This is a genomic window from Streptomyces sp. NPDC102279, from assembly GCF_044766365.1.
In the GTDB taxonomy this organism is placed as follows: Bacteria; Actinomycetota; Actinomycetes; order Streptomycetales; family Streptomycetaceae; genus Streptomyces.
The window spans coordinates 189,200-213,587 of record NZ_JBIWLU010000016.1; the positions used below are offsets into that span (position 1 = coordinate 189,200).

Annotated in this window: 22 protein-coding genes and 2 pseudogenes; 17 read left to right on the forward strand and 7 right to left on the reverse strand. The window is 71.6% G+C overall.

Annotated elements, in window-relative coordinates; translation table 11 throughout:
* Nucleotides 1-4: 4 nt before the first annotated feature.
* On the forward strand, nt 5-202 hold the full coding sequence (locus ACIRQH_RS35195) for a hypothetical protein (protein WP_404229053.1): 198 nt from the start codon (nt 5-7) through the stop codon (nt 200-202).
* Nucleotides 203-590: 388 nt separating this feature from the next.
* Nucleotides 591-1,253 carry an HAD family hydrolase gene (locus ACIRQH_RS35200; RefSeq protein WP_404229056.1) on the forward strand — a complete coding sequence of 221 codons (663 nt, stop codon included), beginning with the start codon at nt 591-593 and terminating at the stop codon, nt 1,251-1,253.
* Here the strand turns inward: ACIRQH_RS35200 and ACIRQH_RS35205 are convergent.
* Nucleotides 1,234-2,442, reverse strand: a complete 1,209-nt coding sequence (locus tag ACIRQH_RS35205; protein WP_404229059.1) for a helix-turn-helix transcriptional regulator — start codon at nt 2,440-2,442, stop codon at nt 1,234-1,236. The two genes, ACIRQH_RS35200 and ACIRQH_RS35205, sit on opposite strands and share 20 nt — an antisense overlap.
* 191 nt (nt 2,443-2,633) lie before the next feature.
* On the opposite strand from ACIRQH_RS35205, the gene ACIRQH_RS35210 reads away from it, so the two are divergent.
* Together ACIRQH_RS35210 and ACIRQH_RS35215 are read left to right on the forward strand one after the other, a co-directional pair.
* The gene (locus tag ACIRQH_RS35210; protein WP_404229062.1) at nt 2,634-3,023 is read left to right on the forward strand and encodes a hypothetical protein; all 390 of its coding nucleotides are present in this window, start codon (nt 2,634-2,636) and stop codon (nt 3,021-3,023) included.
* Nucleotides 3,024-3,180: 157 nt separating this feature from the next.
* Entirely contained in the window at nt 3,181-3,393 is a 213-nt protein-coding gene (locus ACIRQH_RS35215) for a hypothetical protein (RefSeq protein ID WP_404229064.1), read from the forward strand.
* A gap of 168 nt (nt 3,394-3,561) precedes the next feature.
* On the opposite strand, the gene ACIRQH_RS35220 is transcribed toward ACIRQH_RS35215, so the two are convergent.
* Nucleotides 3,562-3,798 carry a helix-turn-helix transcriptional regulator gene (locus ACIRQH_RS35220; protein WP_404229067.1) on the reverse strand — a complete coding sequence of 79 codons (237 nt, stop codon included), beginning with the start codon at nt 3,796-3,798 and terminating at the stop codon, nt 3,562-3,564.
* A gap of 237 nt (nt 3,799-4,035) precedes the next feature.
* Between ACIRQH_RS35220 and ACIRQH_RS35225 the strand changes: the two genes are divergently transcribed.
* From ACIRQH_RS35225 to ACIRQH_RS35235, 3 genes and pseudogenes are all read left to right on the forward strand, one after another.
* Nucleotides 4,036-4,284, forward strand: coding sequence for a hypothetical protein (locus tag ACIRQH_RS35225; protein WP_404229070.1), 249 nt, complete (start codon nt 4,036-4,038; stop codon nt 4,282-4,284).
* A gap of 6 nt (nt 4,285-4,290) precedes the next feature.
* Nucleotides 4,291-4,461, forward strand: a pseudogene (locus ACIRQH_RS35230) (chitinase); the annotation flags it as partial.
* 111 nt (nt 4,462-4,572) lie between these two features.
* Nucleotides 4,573-5,628 carry a D-cysteine desulfhydrase family protein gene (locus ACIRQH_RS35235; protein ID WP_404229073.1) on the forward strand — a complete coding sequence of 352 codons (1,056 nt, stop codon included), beginning with the start codon at nt 4,573-4,575 and terminating at the stop codon, nt 5,626-5,628.
* Between the two features lie 39 nt (nt 5,629-5,667).
* On the opposite strand, the gene ACIRQH_RS35240 is transcribed toward ACIRQH_RS35235, so the two are convergent.
* Nucleotides 5,668-7,005 carry a 6-phospho-beta-glucosidase gene (locus ACIRQH_RS35240; RefSeq protein ID WP_404229075.1) on the reverse strand — a complete coding sequence of 446 codons (1,338 nt, stop codon included), beginning with the start codon at nt 7,003-7,005 and terminating at the stop codon, nt 5,668-5,670.
* Between the two features lie 352 nt (nt 7,006-7,357).
* Here ACIRQH_RS35240 and ACIRQH_RS35245 point away from each other — a divergent pair, with 352 nt between their 5' ends.
* The 3 genes from ACIRQH_RS35245 to ACIRQH_RS35255 all read left to right on the forward strand — a co-directional run bounded on the left by ACIRQH_RS35245 (nt 7,358) and on the right by ACIRQH_RS35255 (nt 9,822).
* Entirely contained in the window at nt 7,358-8,203 is an 846-nt protein-coding gene (locus ACIRQH_RS35245) for a hypothetical protein (RefSeq protein WP_404229078.1), read from the forward strand.
* A 411-nt stretch (nt 8,204-8,614) separates the two neighbouring features.
* Nucleotides 8,615-9,043: a MarR family winged helix-turn-helix transcriptional regulator gene (locus tag ACIRQH_RS35250; protein ID WP_404229081.1), complete on the forward strand. Its 429-nt coding sequence runs from the start codon at nt 8,615-8,617 to the stop codon at nt 9,041-9,043.
* Entirely contained in the window at nt 9,040-9,822 is a 783-nt protein-coding gene (locus tag ACIRQH_RS35255) for an IclR family transcriptional regulator (protein ID WP_388934607.1), read from the forward strand. The genes ACIRQH_RS35250 and ACIRQH_RS35255 overlap by 4 nt, the downstream gene beginning before the upstream one ends.
* A 21-nt stretch (nt 9,823-9,843) precedes the next feature.
* On the opposite strand, the gene ACIRQH_RS35260 is transcribed toward ACIRQH_RS35255, so the two are convergent.
* From ACIRQH_RS35260 to ACIRQH_RS35270, 3 genes are all read right to left on the reverse strand, one after another.
* On the reverse strand, nt 9,844-10,173 hold the full coding sequence (locus ACIRQH_RS35260; protein ID WP_404229084.1) for a hypothetical protein: 330 nt from the start codon (nt 10,171-10,173) through the stop codon (nt 9,844-9,846).
* 14 nt (nt 10,174-10,187) lie between these two features.
* Nucleotides 10,188-10,826, reverse strand: coding sequence for a class I SAM-dependent methyltransferase (locus ACIRQH_RS35265; RefSeq protein ID WP_388875516.1), 639 nt, complete (start codon nt 10,824-10,826; stop codon nt 10,188-10,190).
* 319 nt (nt 10,827-11,145) lie between these two features.
* Nucleotides 11,146-13,866, reverse strand: a complete 2,721-nt coding sequence (locus tag ACIRQH_RS35270; protein ID WP_404229087.1) for an FAD/NAD(P)-binding protein — start codon at nt 13,864-13,866, stop codon at nt 11,146-11,148.
* 301 nt (nt 13,867-14,167) lie between these two features.
* On the opposite strand from ACIRQH_RS35270, the gene ACIRQH_RS35275 reads away from it, so the two are divergent.
* Nucleotides 14,168-15,463 carry an Ig-like domain-containing protein gene (locus ACIRQH_RS35275; protein WP_388934599.1) on the forward strand — a complete coding sequence of 432 codons (1,296 nt, stop codon included), beginning with the start codon at nt 14,168-14,170 and terminating at the stop codon, nt 15,461-15,463.
* A gap of 238 nt (nt 15,464-15,701) precedes the next feature.
* On the forward strand, nt 15,702-17,105 hold the full coding sequence (locus ACIRQH_RS35280) for a glycoside hydrolase family 16 protein (protein WP_358820170.1): 1,404 nt from the start codon (nt 15,702-15,704) through the stop codon (nt 17,103-17,105).
* A gap of 78 nt (nt 17,106-17,183) precedes the next feature.
* Here the strand turns inward: ACIRQH_RS35280 and ACIRQH_RS35285 are convergent, their stop codons facing one another.
* Complete coding sequence (locus tag ACIRQH_RS35285) at nt 17,184-18,113, reverse strand: AraC family transcriptional regulator (protein WP_388875525.1); 930 nt, start codon at nt 18,111-18,113, stop codon at nt 17,184-17,186.
* A gap of 146 nt (nt 18,114-18,259) precedes the next feature.
* On the opposite strand from ACIRQH_RS35285, the gene tkt reads away from it, so the two are divergent.
* From tkt to ACIRQH_RS35310, 5 genes and pseudogenes are all read left to right on the forward strand, one after another.
* Nucleotides 18,260-20,335: a transketolase gene (tkt, locus tag ACIRQH_RS35290; RefSeq protein ID WP_404229092.1), complete on the forward strand. Its 2,076-nt coding sequence runs from the start codon at nt 18,260-18,262 to the stop codon at nt 20,333-20,335.
* A gap of 19 nt (nt 20,336-20,354) precedes the next feature.
* The gene (gene tal, locus ACIRQH_RS35295) at nt 20,355-21,500 is read left to right on the forward strand and encodes a transaldolase (RefSeq protein ID WP_358820167.1); all 1,146 of its coding nucleotides are present in this window, start codon (nt 20,355-20,357) and stop codon (nt 21,498-21,500) included.
* Nucleotides 21,497-23,158, forward strand: coding sequence for a glucose-6-phosphate dehydrogenase (gene zwf, locus ACIRQH_RS35300; RefSeq protein WP_358820166.1), 1,662 nt, complete (start codon nt 21,497-21,499; stop codon nt 23,156-23,158). Before tal ends, zwf begins: the two co-directional genes overlap by 4 nt.
* Nucleotides 23,155-24,087 (forward strand): glucose-6-phosphate dehydrogenase assembly protein OpcA, encoded by a 933-nt coding sequence (gene opcA, locus ACIRQH_RS35305; RefSeq protein WP_358820165.1) that lies wholly within the window; start codon nt 23,155-23,157, stop codon nt 24,085-24,087. Before zwf ends, opcA begins: the two co-directional genes overlap by 4 nt.
* A pseudogene (locus tag ACIRQH_RS35310) lies at nt 24,080-24,388 on the forward strand (glucose-6-phosphate isomerase); the annotation flags it as partial. The gene opcA and the pseudogene ACIRQH_RS35310, both read left to right, overlap by 8 nt.

The following is a 24,388-nucleotide window of genomic DNA, read 5'->3' on the forward strand; positions in this document are numbered from 1 at the left end:
CGAGATGGACGATGCCGGCCGCTACCACCTGCACCTCACGCTCGCGTCCGGCCGCGGCATGCACGGCTGGTGGAACGACGAGGTGACCGCCCGCCGCCAGTTCCGTGGCTGGGTCGGGGAGCGCGGCCGGGCCGGGACCCGCATCACCCTGACCGACACCGCCGACGGCACGGTTATCCACAGGTGGCCCGACGAGGCGTGACCGCTCTGCCATCCTGGCGTCATGATCGATGAGGAAGCCCCGGACGAAGTGACCGAAGACGACCTCTTCGACGACGTCGACTTCGCAGACCCCCCACCCGCCGGCGAGTACCGCCTGTCGACACGACGGGCAGGCGAGTAGCCCGGCTACGCAGCCTCACCGATGGCGGCGGCCCACTCGGCAAGCAGCTGCTCATACCGTGCGCGTTCCTCGGGCGTGAGGCTGCCCCGGGCGCGGGCCCACAGAGCGCGAATGTCGTCGTTGATCTGGCCAGCAGACCGCGCGGAACCAGGAGCGGCGGGGTTCGGGGTCATGCCCTGATTCTATCGGCGACCACCGACAGCGGACCCTCTCGTGGCCGGTCTTCACTCCTCGATACGCTGCCCGCATGATTCGCGCAGTGGTCTTCGACGTCGGTGAGTGCCTGGTAGACGAGACACGGGAGTACGGCACCTGGGCCGACTGGCTCGGCATCCCCCGCCACACGTTCGCCGCGATGTTCGGCGCAGTCATTGCGCAAGGCCGCGACTACCGCGACGTCTTCCAGGAGTTCCATCCCGGCTTCGATCTGTACGCCGAGCGGGAAGCGCGCGCGGCCGTCGGCCGTCCGGAGCACTTCGGCGAGGACGACCTCTACTCGGACGTCCGGCCGATGCTCGCGCAGCTCCGCGCGGACGGGCTGTGGCTGGGCATCGCCGGGAATCAGACGGTCCGCGCCGGCGGGATCCTCCGCGAGTTGTTCAGCAGTGATGTGGATCTGATCGGCACGTCGGACGACTGGGGTGCGAGCAAGCCGGACATCGCCTTCTTCGACCGCGTCGCCGAGGTCGTACCCCACGACGTCGAGGAGATCCTCTACGTCGGGGACCGCGTCGACAACGACTTGCGGCCGGCTGTCGGCGCGGGCATGCCGACCGCGTTGGTGCGCCGCGGCCCGTGGGCCACGATCCAGTGGAACGACCAGGAAGCGAAGGAGCTCCCCACCTTCCGGGTGGAGAGCCTCCTCGAACTGTCGCCGCTGATCGCCGAGTTCAACGGGACAGCGCGCTGACCGTGGTCGCCCATCCGTAGAGACGTTCGTCGAGGTCTCGGACGCATTGCTCGTGCTGGTGCGGTGCGAGCGTGCGCCGCACTTCCCGCACGCGGTCCATGCCCATGGCGTACCAGGTGCGGCCGAGCTGGTCGAGCGCGCGGACCGCGTACTCGCACGCTGCCTCTGGCTGCCCAGCTGCGGCCTCGACGGCGGCGAGGTCGCCGAGGATCACCGTCGTCTGCTTCTCCTCGCTGGGCTGAAGGTCTTCGAGGACACGGAGCAGGGTGGTGCGGGCCTGCGGCAGGTGCCCGGCCTTCAACTGCGTGTTGCCCTTGAACGCGGCGAGCCGGACCGGGGAGAACCAGTCGAGCCACTCCGGCGTCGCGTGGACGGAGCCTGCGGCGAGGACGTCCTCGGCATGCCCTATCAGGTGCAGTGCTGTCCGCGTGTTCCCACAGCGGGTCTCACACTCGGCCTCGACCGCGTCCAGCCACGCGAGCAGATCGGCGGACGCGGACCCTCGGCGGGCGTAGGTGCGGGCCGCGGTCATCCGCTCGACCGCCGCGTCCCGCTCACCCACCCACGCAGGGATGAACGCCGTGTGCGCGAGGATCCCCGCGCCGAGGAGCGGATCGTCCGCCTCACCCGCGGCCTGGAGCGCGCGAAGCAGGGTCTGGCTCGCGCGGTCCGGTTCGCGCATGTCGAAGAACTCGATGCGCCCGGCGAGGAGCCACGTCTCGGCGAGGGCCGCCGCGGTCCGGGCCCGGGTCCGCCCGTTCGTCTCGGGCAGGAGGGCACAGCCGAGGGTGGCGTGCGCGAGCGCGGCCGGATGCAGGGTGGTGGGTGCGACGGACCAGTACAGGCGCCGGTGCGCCCGGGTGACGGCTTCGAAGTCGTCGGCGACGGTGGCGGGCTGAACGGTCGTGGACTGGGTGGGCACGACCGACAGGCCAACGGCAGCCGCGAGGGCACTGCGCCGGCCGGGGGCCGCGATGGCGCCGCCAGCGAATCCGAGGGAATCGAGGTCTTGCCCCAGCAACCGCGTGAGAGCCTGGGCCACGTCGAGGTTCGGCTTCGGGGGCGTGTCGGATTCCCAGCGCCGCACCTGCCGCACCCCGACCTGGAGCGCGTCGGCGAGGGCCTGCTGCGAGTGGTAGCCAGCCGCGACGCGGGCGGCCTTGAGTCGGGTGTTCCCTGCGCCTGCCACTGGTGCACCTCCGTGTCGAGCACTCGGGGCAAGTGTCCATGCGGGCCCTGTCGTTGGCCAGTCGTCACCCGCAAGGCGCAACGAAAGTCCTATTCTCGGCGGCGAAAAGTCCTCTCCAGGTCCTCGGTTCTTGCAATTGCACGGGCCAGTCTTGTCGTCACCTGCTCAGACCGGCGCCAAGGGGACACGACATGCCGACGACCCGCTTACCGTCCACCACGGGGTGGAGCCTGCAAGACGCAGGCGTCGACTGGGATGCGATCCGCGTCCCCCGCAGTGTCGGAGCCTCCGCCGTCGCGATCCTCGGCACCCGCTGCGGCGCGGTCGTCGAGGACTCCATGAACGGGGCCGTGTACTTCTTCACCCCGGTCGGCACGGCGGAGGTGTGGACGGTCGACACGACACGGGCGCTCGGCGCGGGTTCGGCAGTGACGATCCCCCCGACCCGGCGTGTGCAGGGCCCGGGCGCGTTCTGGCTGATGTGTCCGGGCGAGGACCGGTGGCTGACTGATCCGGCTGCCCTGACTGCCGCGCTCGCGGATGCGTGCGCTCCTCGGCGGGACACGGAGGGCGCGGGATGACGGCGCGGATTGTCGAGCCGCCGTCTGCCTCGGCACGGTACGAGGCCCTGATGCAGCACTGCATGGGCTGCCAGTTCTGCCGCCGCGATCCCGCGAACTCCTGCTCCGTCGCCGTCCGCCTCCGGCGCGACTGGTCCGCTACCTGGAGAGTGACCCGATGATCTGCGCCCGCTGCGACAAGCCCATCCTCCCCGGGCAGGGCACCACGTTGGCCCTGGACTCTCCATCCGCCGGCGGCGCCGACGTCACCGTGCATGCCGAGCTGTGCAACATGCCTGGCCATCAGACGGCACCGGACCTGACGGGATCCCAGTTGTTCGCCGAGCAGTTGCGGGCGGCTGCCGACCGCGTGAGCAGGTACGCCCCCTGACTTCCGTCCCCGGCACGGCGGTGCCGCGCCAGGGTGGCGGCTGTCCATGTCTTCATCGGGGGCGGCTGTCCAACTCAAGGCGAATTAGCGCAGGTTGGACATGCCGAAGGGCTACCGGAGCGGGATCCCATCCATGAGGATGATCTCCGGTGATGTCGGACGTCGGACCTACCGGACCAGGTCGGCGAGCGGAAGGTCGAGGGCGTAGGCGATGCGGAGCAGGTTGTCGACGTACGCTGCCTGGCGCCCCAGTTCGATCCTGTTAATGGCCTGCCGGTCTATACCTGCGCGCTCGGCTAGGGCCTCTTGACTGAGGCGTGCGGCGCGGCGGGCCTCGCGGATCCGCTCGCCGATGTCCTGGCGGCGGGCGTGGACCCACTCGTCGGGTGGCGGGGCGGAAGGCACCGGTTAACCGTTGCCCGCCCTTGATCATCTGTCTGTATCGCCGACCGTACTTTTTGATGCATCATTCAATGAAGCGGGCAAGAGTCTCGCCAGATAAAACACACGTTCGAGTGATGACCCTGCGCTGACTCTTGTTCAGTCAAGGACATCACTGCATGATTACGTGCACTCACCACACACCGGACCGCCCGGCCCCCGCGGAACGGAACTCCCACCAGCACCAGCACAGGGATCCACATGCACGAGCAGCAACCCGCCACCCCCGGGCGTCACAAGCTCACCGACATGCAGCTCACGCGTCTGGACTTCGCCCGCCGCGACCTGGAAAGCATCCGATCCCAGGACCTCAACCAGATGACACCGCACGGACTCGTCTTCGCCGTCGCCACCCTCACCCGCCGACTCGAAGACAGCCTCTCCGTCATCACCGAACTCTGCGGACCCCTACCCCACGGCCCGGCGGGACCCATGGAAAGCCACCCCTAAATCAATTTGTGGACCCAGATCCGCGACTGGTCCAACAGCCACCACATCGCCCGGCTCGCCTACTGGTCGGTCAACCGCGACCGGTCCTGCCCCGGGGGCGGCGTGGTGAGCAACTGCTCCGGCATCAGCCAGAGCACCTGGCAGTTCACGTCGATCACGGCCGGCTTCACGGGCTGAGACCGGCAGCGCGACGTCGGACAGCGAGACGACGCGGCGGGCCGCCCGGAGATCCGGGCGGCCCGTCGCGTTACGCTCCCCGCACGACCGGCGTCAGCAGAAAGGCCCGCGGTGACCAGCACACTCTCCGAGGGGAACACCCCTCCCCGCGCCCGACTGGGCAGTTGGCCCACCCCTCTCGAACCGGCTCCCCGGCTGGCGGCGGCGCTCGGCCTCGGCCCCGACGACCTGTGGGTCAAACGCGACGACCTCACCGGTCTGGGCGCCGGCGGCAACAAGATCCGCAAGCTGGAGTGGACCTGCGGCGCGGCGCTCGCCGACGGCGCCACCGTGCTGGTGACGACCGGTGCGGCGCAGTCCAACCACGCCCGGCTGACGGCGGCCGCGGGCGCCCGGCTGGGCCTGCGGGTCGTCCTCGTGCTCGCGGGCTCGCCGCCGGATTCCGGACCCTCCTCCGGTTCGGCCGCCACCACCCCGCCCGCCTCGGGCAACCTCGCGCTCGATGGTCTCTTCGGCGCCCAGGTCGTCTGGGCGGGCGACCGCGACCGGATCACCGCGCGGGCGGACCATGTCGTGGAGGAGCTGCGGGCGGCCGGAGAGGTCCCCGCGCTGATCCCCTTCGGCGGGTCCAGCGCGCTGGGCGCCCGCGGCTACGCGGCGTGCGCGAACGAGCTCATCGACCAGGTGCCGGACGTGGCGAGCGTCGTCGTCGCGCTCGGCTCGGGCGGCACGATGGCGGGGCTCGTCGCGGGGCTGGGCGACGGGCGGGTCCTCGGCGTGCACGTCGGCGCCGTCGACGAGCCCGCCCGCACCGTCGCGGACCTGGTCTCGGAGCTGTGCGGCAGACCCTGCGACCCGCGCGCGCTGCGGGTGCGCCACGACCAGGTCGGGGCGGGCTACGCCACGCTCACCGAGCCGGTCATGGACGCCCTGGCCCTGGCCGCGCGGACGGAGGGCATCGTCCTCGACCCGATCTACACCGGCCGGGCGATGGCCGGGCTGGCCGCCGCCGTCGCGGACGGCGACATCGCCCCCGGGCAGCGCACCGTCTTCCTGCACACCGGCGGGCTGCCCGGTTTCTTCGGCCATCCCACGACGGTCGCCAGGGCGGAGGCCGGACTGCTCAGCCCTCCGGACACCCCCACGACGCCCCGACCGACCCCGTGACTCCGGGGGACGTCGGGCCCAGGATGCCGACGGCGCCGTCTACTTGAGGTAGCCCAGGCCCGGATGAACGGCCGTGTAGCCATCGACCAGGGCGCGTGCCACGTTCACGGAGTCGACGAGCGGGTGCAGGGCGAAAGCCTTCACCGCGGTCGTACGGGACCCGGACGCGGCGGCGGAGAGCACCTCGCGCTCGACGGCCTTGACCGCGCAGACCAGGCCGGTGGCGTGGCCGGGCAGCGGGTCGACGGCGACGGGGTGGGCGCCGTTCGCGTCGACCAGGCAGGGCACCTCGATGACGGCCTCGCTGTCGAGCGCGCTCAGCGTGCCCCGGTTGCGGACGTTGAGGATCAGGGTGGTGCGTTCGTCGCGGGCGATGGCCCGCATCAGGGCGAGCGCCACCTTCTCGTACCCGCCCGACAGGTCGTCCGCGTCCCGTTCACCGGCGCCGGCCGCGTCCCGGTTCTCCGCCATGTAGGTGGCCTCGCGCTCGGCGCGCGTACGGTCCCAGGCGCTCAGGGCGGCGGCGTCCGGGCGTTTCATCTCCTCGTAGAAACCGGCCTGTTGGTCGCGCAGGAACGCGCCGCGGGTCCGGTCGGCCTCCTGGTAGGCGCGGACGGTCTCGCGGTTGAAGTAGTAGTAGTGCAGGTACTCGTTGGGGACCGCGCCGAGCGACCGGAGCCACTCCGTGCCGAAGAGCTTGCCCTCCTCGAAGGAGCCGAGCAGGGCGGGGTCGGCGAGCAGGCGCGGGAGTTCGTCGCGGCCCGCGACGCGCAGACCCCGTACCCAGCCGAGGTGGTTGAGTCCGACGTAGTCGATGAACGCCTCGCGCGGATCGGCGCCGAGGACCCGCGCGATCCGGCGGCCGAGGCCGACCGGCGAGTCGCAGATCCCGATCACCCGATCGCCGAGGTGGCGTGACATGGCCTCGGTGACCAGGCCGGCCGGGTTGGTGAAGTTGATGACCCAGGCGTCGGGGGCGAGGCGGGCCACGCGCCGGGCGATGTCCACGGCGACGGGCACGGTGCGCAGGCCGTACGCGATGCCGCCGGCACCCACCGTCTCCTGGCCGAGGACACCCAGGTCGAGGGCGACCCGCTCGTCGGCGGCGCGTCCCTCCAGGCCACCGACCCGGATCGCGGAGAACACGAAGTCGGCTCCGCGCAGGGCCTCGTCGAGGTCGGTGGTGACCGTCACCTCCGGCGCGTCGGGAACGTCCGCGGCCTGCTCGGCGAGGACCCGGGCGACGGCGGAGAGCCGGTCCGCGTCCAGGTCGTGCAGCACGACCTGGGTGACGCGGCCCTCGGCACGGTCGCCGAGGAGCGCCCCGTGGACGAGCGGGACGCGGAATCCGCCGCCGCCGAGAATGGTCAGCCTCACGCAAGTACCACCTTCGCAGTTCGTCCGGGGCCACGGGCCGCGCGGCGAGGGTCACGCCACGGCCGCCCGGACGCCCGTTCCTTCCAGGGTCGGACCGCGTCACCGGGCCGACGGCTCCCGCGTCGTCCCCCGTCAGGCGTCCCGGGCCCGTGGCCGGTGTCGTCGCTCCGCCGGCACGCCGTGAACAGTACTCGGCGGCGTCGGGCTTTCCTCGCAGCGCCGTACGCGCGGCTCACAGGCACCTAGTAGCCGGTCCGAGCGGTCCCCACAAGTGGTCCTGGGCCCTACGCGTGGCCAGGCGCCCCGTGATTCCATTCCAGCCCGTGTCCGTCAACGCTGCGGAGGGTCGCTGATGAAGCATCAATTACTGTCAATCGCAAGCCTGTTGAGTGCAATCTCGCTCGGCCTTGGTTCGTCGGCCGCGGCGGTCGGCGCGCCCGCGTGGACCGAGACCGGCACCTCGTACGTCGACACACTGAGCGGCGGCCAGGGGCTGGCGAGCCGGGCGGACGGATCGCTGCTGCACCGCGGGCTCCTCACCATCCCCCTCGGCCTGCGGATCAAGGGCTGGAACCACGTGGGCGACCCCGACATCGCCCAGGGGAACGTGTTCGACGCCTACCAGGGGCCCGACTCCGCGACGACGAAGATGTTCGCCGTCACCACCCCCGCCGGGAACCGCTACGAGTACGTCCACCAGCTCGACCCGGGCGAGAAGGTCAACAACTCCTTCGCCACGGTGTCGCCCGACGGGCAGTGGCTGGTGTCGGGCGAGTGGGGTGACCAGGACCGGCTCCAGGTGTTCCCCGCCCCGCTGCTCAACCCGTCGACCCCGCGCACCGGCGGCGCCCTTCCGCAGGCCGGGCAGATCACCCTCGACAGACCGGTGCGCGACATCCAGGGCTGCGACTTCGTCGACGCCACACGGCTGCTGTGCGCCTCGGACGACGGCTCGCGCGCGCTGTTCCCGCAGGACCGGCCGCTGCTCCAGATCGACGTGGAGCACGCCGTGGACGGCCGTCCGGTCACGGGACACGTCACCAGCCTCTTCGCCCTGCCGCAGCGCGGCGTGTGCGACGGGACGTACGAGGCGGAGGGCGTCGACTACGACCCCGCGAGCGGGACACTGCGCACCGAGGTCGTCCAGCCGGGCGTGTGCGCCGTCGCGACCTCGGTGTACGCGTACCGGCTGAGGTAGCCGGGTCCGGCCGGTCGACGTGTCGGTCGTCTTCCACAGGACCGTGTCCCGCAGGATGCCCGCGTTTGGTTACCAGGACGTCGATCCGGCCGAACTCCGGTACGACGCGGCCGGCAAAGCGGTCGGCGGGCACGGCCGCTGCCGGTGACGACGGCGGCCTTGCCGGTGTGATCGGTGCCGGGCACGAGAGGATCCCTTCGACGCGGTGCGGCTTCCGAGATCGAAGCCAAGAGCAATGGTTGTCGACATCAATAGTCGTTGTGGTCCGTCGACGTACGGCATGCTGGTGCCGCACGTCCGAACCGCCCCGCCCGCCCGGGGCACGGCCCCAGGGAGTCCGTCATCGCAGGCCCGCGACGCGCCACCGACCAGCCGGCAGCCCCCGTCCGTGTCGACGCGCGGGAACCGTGGATGCGCGGACTCCACGGAGACACCGGCTATCTGCTCTACCGACTCGGCCTGCGATCGGGGCAGTTGTTCAACGCCTCTCTCCACAAGTCGGGGCTGCGGCTGCGGCACTACGCGCTGTTGCGGTTCCTCGCCACCTCGCAGGGCGCGCTGCAGCGGGAGTTGAGCGCGCGGCTCGGTTACGACCCGAGCGCGATCGTCGGGCTCGTCGACGACCTGGAGAATCGCGGCTTCGCGGAGCGGCGCTCCTCCCCCGACGACCGGCGCAGCCGTGTCGTCGTCCTCACCGAGGACGGGCGCGCCTTCCTGCGCGACACGGACGAGGCGGGACTGCGCGTGACGAACGACCTGCTGGAGCCCCTGGGCAGCGCCGAGCGCACGACCCTGCACGCGCTGCTGCAACGGATCGCGGACACCGAACTCACCGCATGACCGGCGACCGGTCAGCGCCCGAGCGGCTGCTCGCCGTGCTCGCCGCCTTCGACCACGCCCACCCCGCGCTGTCCCTCACGGCCATCAGCCGGAGGGCCGGACTCAGCCTCACCACCGCCCACCGGCTGGCGGCCGCCCTCACCGCGTGGGGCGCGCTGGAGCGGGACGCGGACGGGATCTACCACGTGGGGCTGCGCCTGTGGGAGACGGCGGCGCTCGCCCCGCGCGGCCTGGCGCTGCGGCAGGTCGCCCTGCCGTATCTGGAGGACCTCTACGAAGCGACCCATGAGAACGTCCAGTTGGCGGTCCGCGACGGTGACGAGGTCGTCTACATCGAGTGGATCTCCGGACGCTCGGCCGTCGGCGTCCGTATCCAGGTGGGCGCGCGCTGGCCCCTGCACGCGACCGGCGTCGGCCTCGCGCTGCTCGCCCACGAGGCCCCCGCCCTCCAGGACACCTACTGCGCGGGCCCGTTGGCGGCCTTCACCCCGCACACGATCACCGACCCGTCCCTCCTGCGCCGCACCCTCGCCGAAGTACGCCGCACCGGCGTCGCGGTGAGCAGCCGTCAGGTCACCGACGACGCCCTGTCGGTGGCGGCCCCGGTCCACGGCCCGACGGGAACGGTCACCGCCGCCGTGTCGGTCGTGGTCCCGTACTCCGGCGCTCGGACCCCGGCGCTGATACCGGCGGTGCGGCTGGCGGCCCGGGGGATCTCACGGGGATTGGGATGGCGGCCGGAAGGCCTGCCGGGAAGCGCGGCGGGGACGGCGACCTGATTCCGTACGGGCTCCGGCTCGTCAGTCGCCGTCGAGGTGGATCTCCAGATCCGGCTGCGCGGCGCAGCGGAGGGCGAGCGCCCGTACGTCGTCCAGGAGCGCCACGGTCTTCGCGTCCCCGCACCGTGCCCGGGTCGTCTCGATCTCGGAGACGAACTGCGTCATGTCGGCGGCGGTCAGGATCAGACTCCGGTACGGATCGACGCGGCTCAGCAGGGGAAGCCCGCTCCCCGCGCACACCCCGGCGAAGGTGTCGCCGGAACGCCCCGCGCTGTCCAGGTGCCGCAGCGATCGCCCCTTGCCGCTGCTACCGGTCTGCGTGACGTGCACCAGGCTGACGTGCACTCCCATGGCCGTCCCCGCTCCTAGTCCCGCGTGCGTCGTACCGCGATCACATTGTCCGTGACCGTCGCCGTCCGCCCCTCGGGGCCGGTGGCCGTTCGCCGGGGTGCTTCGGCTCGTTCGACGCGCCAGGCGTCGTCCAGCTGGAGGGACGAGACGACCTCGTCGGGGGCGGGGAAGCGGATGTCCTGGCCCGCCTGCCAGGACCAGGGGGCCAGTGAGGCGTGTTCGATCACGATCAGCAGGCCACCTGGGGCCACCGCGTGGGCGGCCCGGCGGAGGACCTGTTCGCGGGAGATGGTGACCGGTGTGTGGAAATAGGTGGCGGTGACCAGGTCGTAGGTTCCGTCGGGGAAGGTCTCGGCCAGGTCGTGCCGGCGGGGCGTGACCCGGTCCGTCACACCGGTGGCCACGGCTCCCGCGGCCACCCGCTCGAGAGCCGTCCGTGACACGTCGACGGCCGTGACGTGCCAGCCGAGCCCCGCGAGCCAGAGTGCGTCTCCGCCGTGTCCGCAGCCCAGGTCCAGTGCGGTGCCCGGCTCGGATGCCAGGTGCTCGACGAGGCCCGTCAGGACGATGTTGGGCTTGGTGCCCCAGTGCGCGTCCATCCCGGCATAGTGCTTCTCCCAGAAGGCTGCGGAGTCCGTGCTGCTGTCGTTCATGGGGTCCTTTTCGGGCGCGGTCGGCGGGTCGCTGGTGGTTCGGCCTCCACCTGGCTCCGCGGGAGTCCCGGGTGGCGTTCCGGTCCGAACCCGAGCATGCGAGCGCTCCTGCCTGAGGTGCAACCGAACATGCCGTTTCGGCAAACAGCCGGTACGGGCACTTCGAAGAAGGACGTCCTCGAAGCGGTCGGGCCCCGCCTGCGAGAGCTGCGGCGTCGACGCGGGCCGACCCTCGCCGACGTGTCCGGGCAGTCCGGCAGTCCGGCAGTCCGGGATCGACGAGAGCACCCTGTCCCGTCCGGAGGGCGGCTCGCGGGACTCAGCCCGTTCCTCCGCCGCCCAGCGCCGCCAGCAGCCGGCGGTCCCTCGGGGCGTCGGCCCGGTCCAGGCGGGTGGTCAGCAGGCGGCGGGCGGCCTCGCAGCGGCCCGCCGCGACGAGGGCGTAGAACAGCGTCTCCTCCACCACCTCGCGCTGGGCCGCGCTGCCGCCGACGCGGGTGAGGACCGGGAGGAGGGCGGCGAGACCCGTGGCCGCGTCGGGGAAGCGTTCCTCGACGAGGGCGGCGAGGGCCTCGCAGAGCGGGGCGACCACCGCGCGCTGCACCGGATCGGCGCCCGCGGCGTGGTCGCGGAGGCGGCGCAGGGCGGGCAGGTCACCGGCGGCCGTGAGAGCGACCGCCACGTGCAGGGCGGTGAAGGCCGTGGCCGGGCGTTCCACGTGCTCGGGGGCGACGCTGTCGAGGACGTCCGACGCCGGCACCCGGCCCCGCCAGCTGTCGCTGAGCCTGGCCCGCCACAGCAGGGACCCGGAGTCGACGAGCGCCCGCACTCCGGTCACCCGGCCCGGGGCCAGCTGGGCGAACCAGCGTCTGCGGACGGCGGCGGCGTCGTCCAGCGCGAGTTCGTGCAGGGCGATGTGCCAGGAGAAGTGGGCCCGGTGGACGGCTCCGCGGCCCTGACCGGAGACCCAGGCGTCGAGCCAGTCGCGGCCCTTCGCGTGGGCGCCGGACTCGTAGTGGACGTGGGCCAGCGCGTGCACGGCGTGGCCGGCGGCGGGCTCGGCGGCGAGCGCGTGCCGGGCCAGCTCTGCCGCCTCCTCGTAGTGGCCCTGTTCCTGACGCAGGAAGGCGAGCAGCGAGACCGGGAACCAGTGTCCGTCGTAGGCGGGCGAGGCCTGTTCGACCAGTTGCAACGCGTAAGCGGTGTCGAGGTGGTTGATGCCGGAGAAGGCGATGGTGGGCACGGCGGCGGCGAGGGCCAGGGCGTCGGCGGGGTGCGCGGCGAGGTGGGCGAGCAGGGCGCCCGCGCCGGCGTCCGGGGTGTCGGCGCGCACCCGGCGGGTCACCACCTCGACGAAGGAGCGTTCGCGTTCGTCGGCCCGTTCCCGCGCGGCGCGGCGCGCGTCGGCCAGTGCTCCCGGCACGTCGACGTCGGCGCCGCCCTCGTGACCGAGCAGGGCGAGGGCGGCGTGTCCGAGGGCGAACCCGGGGTCGAGAGCGACGGCGCGACGGAAGGCGTCCTCGGCTCCCGCCCTGACCTTGAGGACCCGTTCGAGTCCGGTGCGGTGGGCGGCCGCCGCCTCGGCGTGGGTGGACAGCGGGAGTCCGTGGGAGTCGAGGGGACGGCGGCGGGCAGCCCGTCGCGGCGGGACGAGAAGGGTGAGCAACTGCTGCGCCAGGTCCGCCGCTTGGACGCGGATCTCGGGGACCGCGGTGGTCTCCCAGAGTTCCCCGCGGCGTGGTGCCCCGAGGGTGAACAGGGCAAGCCCGGTGTGCCCTGACGCGTCGACCAGCCGTCCGTCTCGGGTCGCCACGCCCAGGCCGAGCGGCCCGGGGACTGCCGCGTCGATGGCGAACAGGCAGCGCCACAGGGGGTCTTCGGGGCGCGGGCCCGGTCCGGTGCAGTCGATCACCCAACCGGTCTCCAGGCATCGGCCGTTGGAGAGGGTGACCAGGAGGGTGCCGTCGGGCCGTGCGGCGGTGCCGGTGATCCGGCCCGTGTGCACGCGCAGCCGGCGGGCCGTTCGCGCCCGGTCCACGGACTCGGCCGTGATCGGTGCCATGCGGTGGCGGTGAGTGTTCCACAGGGCACCCTCGCGCTCCAGGAACGCGGCGCGCTCGCCGGGTGTGAGGCTGTGCCACAGGCGCGCGGTGTGCGGGCGCAGGCTGTCCAGGGCGGGGCGCCAGTCACCGTGGGTGCGCACCGCGCGGCCGATGTGGCGGTAGACGGTGCGGCGCAGTGCGGAGAGGGTGGGGGCGTCGAGGTCGTCCGGTGCGGCCATCGGCGCGGCGGGGCTCAGCGCGTGCGGCTGGGGCAGCAGTCCGGTGCGGGAGACGGCGTGGACGGTGCGGTCGGGACGGTCGAGGGTGAGCGCCAGGTCGACCGCGGTGAGGCCGGTGCCGACCAGCAGGACGTCGGTCCGCGCCGCGCCGCCGGGGCCGCTGCTCCGGTGGGCGAGGACGGCGTCGAGGGCGCCCGGTGCCCACGGGGACCGGACGAAGCGCCCTGAGGCACGGAGGTGGGTCGGGGCCCAGTCGGCGGTGGTGCCCGCGGGTCCGGTGGCCAGGACCACACCGTCGGCCACCAGATGTCCGCCGTCGGCGAGTTGGAGTTCCGGTCGCCCGTCGGAGGTACGGGTGCAGCCCAGCGCCCTGGTACGCAGCCGCTGCACGGCGACGATGCCGTGGGCGCGGACGACGGCCCGCGCCAACGTGTCGGCGAGGTAGGCGCCGTAGCGGTACCGGGTGGCGAAGTCGGCCGGCCTGACCGTGGGTTCGCCGTGCCGGCACAGCCAGCGGGTGAAGTGGCCGGGGTCGTCGGGGTAGCAACTCATGCCACCGGCGGGCACGTTCAGCCGGTGCCGGGGGTCGGTGGTGGCGTACGCGGTACCGCGTCCGGCCTCCGGGGCGGGGTCGATCAGGACGAGGCCGAGCGGCGTCCGGCGGCGGGCGGCCGTCTCGCACAGTTGCACGGCGGTGAGTGTGCCGGCCGCGCCCGCTCCGACGATGGCCACGGTCGGACGCTCTCGGGCTGGACTCACGGATACCTCCGGCGGGTCTGGTGCTGATCCGACAGGCGGAACTCCTCCGTCCCCTCTGTCGGCGGGAGCCGCCGGAAAGGGCTCCCGGTGCGGGATCTCACCGGAGAACTCAGGATTCCGTTCGGCGCTTCCTACTCTGTTCACCGACGGAGGCGGCCGGACACCATGGATTCCGGACGTCTCTCCAGGTGTCCTCACAGGAATCTCAGGTGAGGGACGCCGAATTCAAAGAATCAACCCATGAACGTCGCAGAGGATGCACCCGAGGCAATGGGGGAGCAGAACCGAGGAAAGGCGTTCCGTGGAGGTCCCCGAGATATCCGTCCGGCCCGAATCCGTGCCGGAGACCGCAGGACGGCACCGGCACCGGAGCGGGCGCCCCGCCTGGTCACGGCGTGGGGTGCTCACCGCGCTCGGAGCGGCCGTGCCGGCCCTCGCCCTGACGGGGTGCGGCGCCTCCGCCGACGCGGCGGAGGGAACGGGCGCGACGGCGACCGGCGGCGCGACCGCCGGATCCGGGGCCACGTCCCAGGTCAGGAGGGCGACCGTCTCCGTCACCCCGGCCGACGGCACCAAGAAGGCCGCGTTCACCCGCCCGGTCGAGATAGCCGTGACGGACGGCACCCTGTCGACGGTCGTGGTGTCCGGCAACGACGGTTCCCTCCTGGCCGGATCCTTCGACGCGGGCCGCACGCGATGGACCTCCACGGCGCATCCGTACTCGGGAACCAAATACACGGTCATCGCGAAAACGCTGGACGGCTCGGAGCACACCGCGAACTTCGTCACGAAGTCCCCGGGCGAGACCTTCGTGGGCCGGTTCACGCCGGAGGCGAATTCCACCTCGGGTGTCGGCATGCCCGTGTCGATCGACTTCACGCACGCCGTGGCGGACCGGGCCGCCGTCGAGAAGGCCATCACGGTCACGGCGGAGCCCGCGGTCGAGATCGTCGGCCACTGGTTCGGGAACACCCGGCTCGACTTCCGGCCCCGGGAGTACTGGGCCGCGGGCACGAAGATCACGCTGAGCCTGCGGCTGAAGGACGTCGAGGGCGCGGACGGCGTCTACGGCGTCCAGTCGAAGGACGTCACCTTCCACATCGGCCGCCGCCAGGTGAGCACCGTGGACCTCGCGAAGGACACCATGACGGTCGAGCGGGACGGCGCGACCCTCGCGAGCTACCCGGTCACCGGCGGCGACACGGACCACACCACCTGGTCCGGGATCATGGTGATCAGCGAGCGGCTGCGGCAGACCCGGATGGAGTCCTCGACCGTAGGGCTCGGCGACGAGTACGACATCGCGGACGTGCCGCACGCCCAGCGCCTGACCACGTCCGGCACGTTCATCCACGGCAACTACTGGGCGGCGACCTCGGTCTTCGGCAGCGGCAACACCAGCCACGGCTGCATCGGCCTGCACGACGCCAAGGGCGGGGCCGACCACTCGGTACCGGGCTACCGGTTCTACGACAGTTCGATGCTCGGTGACGTGGTGGTGGTCAAGAACTCCGGCGAACGGACCGTCGAGGCGTCGAACGGCCTCAACGGCTGGAACCTGTCGTGGGCGGACTGGAAGACCGGCAGCGCCCTGTGACGGTGGCGCCGAAGGGCGGGTCCCGGCGCAACGCGCCGGCCCGCCGCGGTCCCGCGGCTCCTTCTTTCACGGCGTGAACTCCCGTACGCCGCAAGGAGTTTCTCGGCTTCACCTCTTGACGGTCGGAGTGACAGAGAGCACATTGGCCGCGCAGCTGCTGTGAGAGCGCTCTCAAAGGCCATGGGAGCGCTCTCACGACCACCCGCGCACCCCACACTCCGTACCCGAAGAGGCACCCATGAGTGAAACTTCCGGCACACCTGTCAGACGCGGCTCCCTGCGCCGCGTACTGATCGCCGTGTTCAGCACGCTGAGCCTGGCCGCGGCCGCCGCGACGGCCGCCACCCTCCCCGCGAACGCCTCCGCCCCCACTCCCCCCTCCGGCTGGTCCCAGGTCTTCCTCGACGACTTCAACGGCACGGCCGGAACCGGCGTCAACACCGCCAACTGGCAGTACGACACGGGCACCAGTTACCCGGGCGGGGCCGCCAACTGGGGCACCGGCGAGGTCGAGACGATGACCTCCAGCACCAACAACGTCGCCCTGGACGGCAGTGGCAACCTGCTCATCACCCCGCGCCGTGACGCCGCCGGCAACTGGACCTCGGGCCGCATCGAGACCAAGCGCACCGACTTCCAGCCGCCCGCCGGGGGCAAACTGCGCGTCGAGTCGCGGCTCCAGATGCCGAACGTGACCGGCGCCGCCGCCAAGGGCTACTGGCCGGCCTTCTGGGCACTTGGCGCGCCCTACCGCGGCAACTACCAGAACTGGCCGAGCGTCGGCGAACTGGACATCATGGAGAACGTCCAGGGCCTCAACACCGAGTGGGCCACGATGCACTGCGGCACCAACCCGGGCGGCCCGTGCAACGAGACGTCCGGCATCGGCGGCAACACGCCCTGCGCCGGCGCGACCTGCCAGGCCGGCTTCCACACGTACGCCATGGAGTGGGACCGGTCGACGAGCCCCGAGGAGATCCGCTTCTACCTCGACGGGGTCAACTTCCACACGGTGAAGGCGAACCAGGTCGACGCGGCCACGTGGGCGAACGCCACCAACCACGGCTACTTCGTGATCCTGAACGTCGCGATGGGCGGCGGCTTCCCCGACGCGTTCGGCGGCGGTCCCGACAGCGGCACGGTGCCGGGCCACCCGCTGACCGTCGACTACGTCCAGGTCCTCCAGTCGGCCGGCGGCGGTGGCGGCACCACCCCGCCGCCCACCGGCAACCGTGACGCCTACAGCGCCGTCCAGGCCGAGTCCTACGACGGGCAGGCGGGCGTCGGCACCGAGACCACCACCGACACCGGCGGCGGCCAGAACATCAGCTCCATCGCGAACGGCGACTACGCGCTCTACAAGGGCGTCAACTTCGGTTCCACGGCGGCCAAGCAGTTCTACGGGCGGGTCGCGAGCGGGGCGGGCGGCAGTGTCAGCGGCCTCGTCGAGGTGCGTCTCGACAGCCGGACCGCGACGCCCGTCGGCAGCTTCGCGCTCGGCAACACCGGCGGCTGGCAGTCCTGGCGGACCGTACCGGCGAACATCAGCTCCGTCACCGGAACGCACGACGTCTATCTGACCTTCACCAGCGGCCAGCCGGCCGACTTCGTGAACGTCAACTGGTTCGACTTCGGTCACTGAGGCACGGCTCCCCGCGGGGAGCGGTGACCGGCGGCCGCACGGCCGCGCGGGAGGGGCGGACCACACGGTCCGCCCCTCTCAGCGCAGTTCGGCGCGGAAGGCCGCCGGGGCCGTCCCCGTGTGCTGCTGGAAGAACTTCGAGAAGTTCGCCGAGTCCGGGAAGCCGACGGCCACCCCGATGCGCCCGATCGGCATCTCCGTGTGGGCGAGGAGCCGTTTGGCCTCCAGGACCACCCGTTTGTCGATGAATCCCTTGGGCGTCTCACCCGTGGCGGCGCGCACCGCGCGGACCAGGGTGCGCCGCGAGTAACCGAGCGCGTCGGCGTGGGCGCTGACGCTGTGGTTGGTGGCGAAGTCCTTCTCGACGGCGTCCCGGAAGCGGGTGAAGGTGGTGTCCGTGTGTTCCCGGGCCGCCTCGGCGGAGCTGGCCGCGAGATGGGCGAGGCGCAGCAGGAACGCGGTCAGCGAGTGCCGCAGCACCGAGGTGTGCAGGCTGAGCGGCAGTGTGGTGGTGTCGACGTACTCGCGCTCCAACTGGGCGAGCGAGTGCTCCAGGGCGGCGAGCCGGCCGGCGTCGGGGTGCAGCAGCGGGGGCAGGTCGTAGCGGTAGAGGCCGGTCGCCTCGACGGTCGCGCGCGGCAGGAAGCCGGGCTGCATCGTCAGCACGGTGCCGCGGTAGCGGTCGGCGCTGGAGAAGCGGTGCACCTGGCCGGGCCGGATCCACAGGATGTCGCCCGCCGCGGCCTCGTACTCGGCGAAGTCGATCATGTGGCGGACCGGGCCCTCGCTGAAGAGCATCACGACGTGGAAGTCGATGCGGTGCACGCGCTCCAGCGGGGCCTCCGCGTGCCAGGTGCGGCCGGTCCCCATCGCGCCGACCTGCATACCGACGCCGGAGAGGCTCAGATCGGACGGGAAGGGGAACGTCCTGATCCCGTCCGGGGTGCCTCCCTCGCCCGCGGCACCGCTCCGGATCCCGGTCCCGCCTTGGGTTGTTCTGTCTGTCATGTCCTTCTCGCGTCGGCTCGCCACGACTCTGCGTGTCCCACTTTCACCGAAGGCTGACACACGGGCACCTTCCCCGGCAAAAGTCTGACTTTTAGGTTTGAAGACGTTCGACCAGCGATGACCCCTCCCGTGAGGACTTCTTGAAGATGAGTACGCAGAGCTCCGACGACTTCACCTGGACCGAGCTCGACCGCCGAGCCGTCGACACCGCCCGCATCCTGGCTGCTGACGCGGTGCAGAAGGTGGGCAACGGCCACCCCGGAACCGCGATGAGCCTGGCTCCGGCGGCGTACACGCTCTTTCAGAAGGTGATGCGTCATGACCCGGCCGACCCGGAGTGGACCGGACGCGACCGCTTCGTCCTCTCCCCCGGTCACACCTCGCTGACTCTTTACACCCAGCTCTTCCTGTCGGGCTACGAGCTCGGCCTCGACGACCTGAAGGCGTTCCGCACGCACGGGTCGAAGACGCCCGGTCACCCGGAGTACGGGCACACCGCCGGCGTCGAGACCACGACGGGCCCGCTCGGACAGGGCGTCGCCAACGCCGTGGGCATGGCGATGGCCGCCCGCTACGAACGCGGCCTCTTCGACCCCGAGGCGCCGGAGGGCGAGTCCCCCTTCGACCACACCATCTGGGCGATCGTCTCCGACGGCGACCTGGAGGAGGGCATCTCCGCCGAGGCGTCCTCGCTCGCCGGCCACCAGCAGCTCGGCAACCTCGTGTTCGTCTACGACGACAATCACATCTCCATCGAGGGCGACACCGCGACCGCCTTCTCCGAAGACGTCCTCAAGCGGTACGAGGCGTACGGCTGGCACGTGCAGCGCATCGAGCCCGCCCTCGGCGGCGACATCGACGTGCACGCGCTGCACACCGCGCTCACCGCGGCCAAGGCCGAGACCGGGCGCCCGTCCATCATCGCGATGCGCACGATCATCGCGTGGCCCGCGCCCAACGCGCAGAACACCGAGGCCTCGCACGGCTCGGCACTGGGGGCCGAGGAGATCGCGGCCACCAAGCGCATCCTGGGCTTCGACCCGGAGCAGACCTTCCAGGTCGACGCCGAGGTGCTGGCCCACGCCCGCCAGGCCCTCGACCGGGGAGCCGAGGCGCACGCCGCCTGGGACAAGCGGATCGGCGCCTGGCGCACCGCCGCCCCGGAGCGCGCCAAGCTCTTCGACCGGATCGTCGCGGGCCAGCTCCCCGAGGGCTGGGAGACCTCGCTGCCGGTGTTCGAGGAAGGCACCTCGGTCGCCACGCGTGCCGCTTCCGGCAAGGTGCTCCAGGCGCTCGGTGACGTGCTCCCCGAACTGTGGGGTGGCTCCGCCGACCTGGCCGGCTCGAACAACACCACCATCGACAAGACGTCCTCCTTCCTGCCGAAGGGCAACCCACTGCCGGAGGCGGACCCGTACGGCCGCACCGTGCACTTCGGCATCCGCGAGCACTCGATGGCCGCCGAGATGAACGGCATCGCGCTGCACGGCAACACGCGCATCTACGGCGGCACCTTCCTGGTGTTCTCCGACTACATGCGCAACGCCGTCCGGCTGTCCGCCCTGATGCAGCTCCCGGTCACGTACGTCTGGACGCACGACTCCGTCGGCCTCGGCGAGGACGGCCCCACCCACCAGCCGGTCGAGCACCTCGCCTCGCTGCGGGCCATCCCGGGCCTGAACATCGTCCGTCCGGCCGACGCCAACGAGACCTCGATCGCCTGGGCCGAGATCCTCCGCCGGCACGCCACCGACCCGGCCCCGCACGGTCTGGCCCTCACCCGCCAGGGCGTGCCGACCTACCCGGCCGACCCCGACGCGGCACGCGGTGGATACGTCCTGCGGGACTCCTCCACCGGCACCCCGGACGTCGTCCTCATCGCCACCGGCTCCGAGGTGCAGCTCGCCGTCGAGGCGCGCGAACGCCTGGAGGCCGAGGGCGTCGGCACCCGCGTCGTGTCGATGCCGTCCGTCGAGTGGTTCGAGGAGCAGTCCCCGGAGTACCGGGAGAGTGTCCTTCCGCCGTCCGTGAAGGCCCGCGTGGCGGTCGAGGCCGGAATCGGTCTGACCTGGTACCGCTACGTCGGTGACGCAGGACGCATTGTTTCGCTGGAGCACTTCGGCGCCTCCGCCGACGCCAAGACACTGTTCGCCGAGTTCGGCTTCACCGCCGAGAACGTCGCCGCCGCCGCGCGGGAATCCCTCGCCGCCCTGCGCGGTTGATCCGTTCGTACCAAGGAAGATGATCACTGTGACCGAAGCAACCGCGACCGCGGCAACCCTGAAGCGCCTCTCCGACGAAGGCGTGTCCATCTGGCTGGACGACCTGTCCCGCAAGCGCATCGAGTCCGGCAACCTGGCCGAACTCGTCGAGAACCGCCACGTGGTGGGCGTGACCACCAACCCGTCCATCTTCCAGGCCGCCATCGGCTCCGGCGAGGGCTACGAGGAGCAGCTGGCCGAACTCGCCGTACGCAAGGTGACGGTCGACGAGGCCGTCCGCATGATGACGACCGCGGACGTCCGCGCCGCCGCCGACATCCTGCGCCCGGTGTTCGAGACGACCGGCGGCCGCGACGGCCGGGTCTCCATCGAGGTCGACCCGCGGCTGGCCCACGACACGGCCGCCACCATCGCCGAGGCCAAGCAGCTCGCCTGGCTCGTCGACCGCCCGAACGTCATGATCAAGATTCCCGCGACGACGGCGGGCCTCCCGGCGATCACCGAGGTCATCGGCCTCGGCATCAGCGTCAACGTCACGCTGATCTTCTCCCTGGAGCGTTACAACGCCGTCATGGACGCCTACCTGGCGGGCCTGGAGAAGGCGGACGCGGCGGGCATCGACCTCGCCGGCATCCACTCCGTCGCCTCCTTCTTCGTCTCCCGCGTGGACAGCGAGATCGACAAGCGCCTCGCCAAGGTCGGCACCGACGAGGCCCTCGCGCTCAAGGGCCGGGCGGCGCTCGCCAACGCGCGGCTCGCCTACGAGGCGTACGAGGAGGTGTTCGCCGGGGACCGCTGGACCGCGCTCGCCCCGTCCGGCGCCAACAAGCAGCGCCCGCTGTGGGCCTCCACGGGCGTCAAGGACCCCTCCTACAAGGACACCCTGTACGTCGACGAGCTGGTCGCGCCGGGCACGGTGAACACCATGCCGGAGGCCACGCTGAACGCGACGGCCGACCACGGCGACATCCACGGTGACGCGGTGACCGGCGGCTACGCCCAGGCGCGTGCCGACCTCGCGGCCGTCGAGGCGCAGGGGATCTCCTACGAAGAGGTCGTCGGGCAGCTGGAGGACGAGGCGGTCGCGAAGTTCGAGGCGGCGTGGGAGGACCTGCTCGAAGCGGTGGGGACCTCGCTGCGCGGCAAGGGAGTTGAAGGGGTATGACCAAGGGTGACGTACGTGCCGACGACACCGTCGAGGACGCGGCCGCCGCGCCGCAGGGATCCGGTGACGCGCCCGTGGAACCGTCCGGGCTGACATCCGAGGCGCTCGCCGAGGCACTCGGCGTCGTCCCGGCGGCCGACTGGGACAACCCGCTGCGTGACCCGCGCGACCGCAGGCTCCCCCGGATCGCGGGCCCCTCCGGGCTCGTCATCTTCGGTGTGACCGGTGACCTGTCCCGCAAGAAGCTCATGCCGGCCGTGTACGACCTCGCCAACCGGGGTCTGCTGCCGCCGGGTTTCTCGCTCCTCGGGTTCGCCCGGCGTGAGTGGGAGGACCAGGACTTCGCGCAGGTGGTGCACGACTCGGTGCGCGAGCACTCGCGCACCGAGTTCCGCGAGGAGGTCTGGCAGCAGCTCGCCGAGGGCATGCGGTTCATCCCGGGTGACTTCGACGACGACGGCGCGTTCGAGCAACTGCGTGCGGCTGTCGAGGAGTTGGACTCCTCGCAGGGCACCAGCGGCAACTACGCGTTCTATCTGTCCGTCCCGCCGAAGTTCTTCCCGAAGGTCGTCCAGCAGCTCAAGAAGCACGGTCTTGCGGACTCCCCCGAGGGATCCTGGCGGCGTGCGGTCATCGAGAAGCCGTTCGGCCACGACCTGAAGAGCGCGCGCGAGCTGAACAAGATCGTGCACGAGGTGTTCGACCCGGACCAGGTGTTCCGCATCGACCACTACCTCGGCAAGGAGACCGTCCAGAACATCCTGGCGCTCCGCTTCGCCAACCAGATGTACGAGCCCATCTGGAACCGGTCCTACGTCGACCACGTGCAGATCACCATGGCCGAGGACATCGGCATCGGCGGCCGGGCCGGCTACTACGACGGCATCGGCTCCGCCCGTGACGTCATCCAGAACCACCTCCTCCAGCTGATGGCCCTGACCGCCATGGAGGAACCGGCCGCGTTCGACGCCGAGTCGCTGCTGACCGAGAAGCTCAAGGTGCTGCGCGCGGTGAAGCTGCCGGAGAACCTGGGCGAGCACACCGTGCGCGGCCAGTACGCGGCGAGCTGGCAGGGTGGCGAGCGGGTGCGCGGCTACCTCCAGGAGGACGGCATCGACCCCGCGTCGACCACCGACACCTACGCGGCCGTCAAGCTCCAGGTCGACAACCGCCGCTGGGCGGGCGTCCCCTTCTACCTGCGCACCGGCAAGCGGCTCGGCCGGCGCGTCACCGAGATCGCGGTCGTCTTCCAGCGCGCCCCGCACTCCCCCTTCGACTCCACGGCCACCGAGGAACTCGGCGCCAACGCGATCGTCATCCGCGTCCAGCCGGACGAGGGCATGACGGTGCGCTTCGGATCGAAGGTGCCGGGTACCTCGATGGAGATCCGGGACGTCACCATGGACTTCGCGTACGGCGAGTCGTTCACCGAGTCCAGCCCGGAGGCGTACGAACGGCTGATCCTGGATGTCCTGCTCGGCGACGCCAACCTCTTCCCCCGTCACCAGGAGGTGGAAGAGTCCTGGAAGGTCCTCGACCCGATCGAGGGGTACTGGGACGCGCACGGCAAGCCCGCGCAGTACCCCTCGGGCAGTTGGGGCCCGAAGGAAGCCGACGAGATGCTCGCACGAGACGGACGGAGCTGGCGCAGGCCATGAAGATCGATCTGACCGACACCACGGCAAGCAAGATCAACAAGGCGCTCGTGCAGGGGCGCCGTGCCATCGGCACCCCCGCCGTGGGCATGGTCCTGACGATGGTCATCGTGACCGACGAGGAGAACGCCTACGACGCCATCAAGGCGGCGGAGGAGGCGTCCCGCGAGCACCCCTCGCGGACGCTGGTCGTCATCAAGCGCGTCGCCCGCACCCCGCGCGACCGCACCAACTCCCGCCTCGACGCGGAGGTGCGCGTCGGTTCGGACGCGGGCACCGGCGAGACGGTCGTCCTGCGCACCTACGGCGAGGTGACCGACCACGCCGACTCCGTGGTCCTGCCGCTGCTGCTGCCGGACGCGCCCGTCGTCGTCTGGTGGCCGGTGGACGCGCCGGACAACCCCGTCAAGGACCCGCTGGGCGCCCTCGCGCAGCGCCGGATCACCGACATGTACGCCGTCGAGGACCCGCTGCGCGCCCTGGACGCCCGCGCCGCCTCGTACGCGCCGGGCGACACCGACCTGGCGTGGACCCGGCTGACGCCGTGGCGCTCGATGCTGGCGGCGGCCCTCGACCAGGCCCGCGCGAAGGTGATCTCGGCGACGGTCGAGAGCGAGGCGCAGAACCCGAGCGCCGAACTGCTCGCCCGCTGGCTGGAGGCCCGCCTCAAGGTCACCGCCGAACGCGTCGTCACCGCGGGGCCCGTGGTGACCGCCGTACGGCTCGGCACCGAGAACGGCGAGGTCGTGATCGACCGTCCCGACGGGCCGCTGGCCACGCTGTCCCTGCCCGGGCAGCCGCCGCGCACCCTGGCGCTGAAGGTGCGCTCCACCTCCGAGCTGATCGCCGAGGAACTGCGCCGCCTCGACGCGGACGAGATGTACGCCGTCGCCCTGCGGGGCGAGGGCACCAAGGAGACCTCCCGTGCCTGACTTCCCCCGTCCCACGCGGCGTCCGGAGTGGGTGGCCCTGGAGGACCACCGCGCGACCACACTGCTCCAGCCGCACCTGCGTGACCTGTTCGCCGCGGACCCCGGCCGCGCCGAGCGCTATGTCGTACGGGTCGGCGATCTGCACATCGACTACTCCAAACACCTGATCACGGACGAGACCCTCGCCCTGCTCCAGGAACTGGCCACCGCGACGGGTGTGTTCGGTCTGCGGGACGCGATGTTCCGTGGCGAGAAGATCAACACGACGGAGGGCCGGGCGGTGCTGCACACCGCGTTGCGG